This window comes from Cellulomonas fimi, assembly GCF_028527925.1.
Lineage (GTDB): Bacteria > Actinomycetota > Actinomycetes > Actinomycetales > Cellulomonadaceae > Cellulomonas > Cellulomonas fimi_C.
Genome location: NZ_JAPESW010000132.1, coordinates 1 through 837, shown reverse-complemented (window position 1 = coordinate 837; position 837 = coordinate 1). Strand labels below are relative to the sequence as shown.

Sequence of the window (837 nt, the reverse complement as noted above, 5' to 3'; positions counted from 1 at the left end):
CGATCATGCCGACCACCCAGCTGCGCGACTGGCTGAACACGCTTTGCGCCAAGCTTGCAGCTTGATTGGCATTGGCTTTGTTGAGGTTGACCAGTTCGTGCAGGGTCGTGGCCATTTCATCGGCGATCTGGTTCATCTCGCCATTGACCACCCTGATCGCGTCTTCCAGCTGGTTGGCCTTCGAAAACCCCATGACCTGCTCCTGGCGTTGCAGGTATTGCTGCTCCTGGGCCTTGAAGCGATCAAACAGCGTGCGTTCCTCGGGCAGCACAATCAGCGCCTCGTAGAGGGTCTGCGCATGATGCAGGCCGCTTTTCAGCTCGCCCAGTTTCTGTTCGTTCTGCGCCAGCGCCTGGGAATCGCGGTTGACCAGCAGGCGCAAGGTCAGCGCCCGAACACGCAGCAAGTCCTGACTCATCTGCCCCACCGCCATCACGCTGGGCAGCCAGTTATTCTCCACCTGGTCCGATTGCTGGCGCATATTGGCCATCTGCAACAGGGCAAAGCCGCCCAGGGCAAATACCATCAACGCCAATAGGCCAAACCCCAAGCCCGCGCGCGGGGCGATATTCAGACTTCTGATACTCATGCCTTGGCTCCTTCCAATTGCGCTTCATCCATTTGCAGCTGGCTCTTGAAAGGTATCGGCCTATTGCTCGTTTTGCGTAAGACGAAAACGCGATATCAACGTGCTACACCATCGCGGGGCGCTTTAGGCAGGATCGCCAAAAAGTTGTCCCGTGCGACTTTGCGAGCGACGTCCTCCGGCAGGGCATCCAGGAACGGGTCGAAGCGGCGCATTTCCTTACCGAGCTTGTTGAACCGCCCTACAACGTC

1 protein-coding gene is annotated in these 837 nt (G+C 58.3%); it reads right to left on the bottom strand.

Going from position 1 to position 837, the window contains the following annotated elements; all coding sequences use genetic code 11:
• The coding region (locus OMK64_RS21355) for an MCP four helix bundle domain-containing protein (RefSeq protein WP_272730121.1) at nt 1–589 on the bottom strand (589 nt) is incomplete at its 3' end.
• Nucleotides 590–837: the final 248 nt, after the last annotated feature.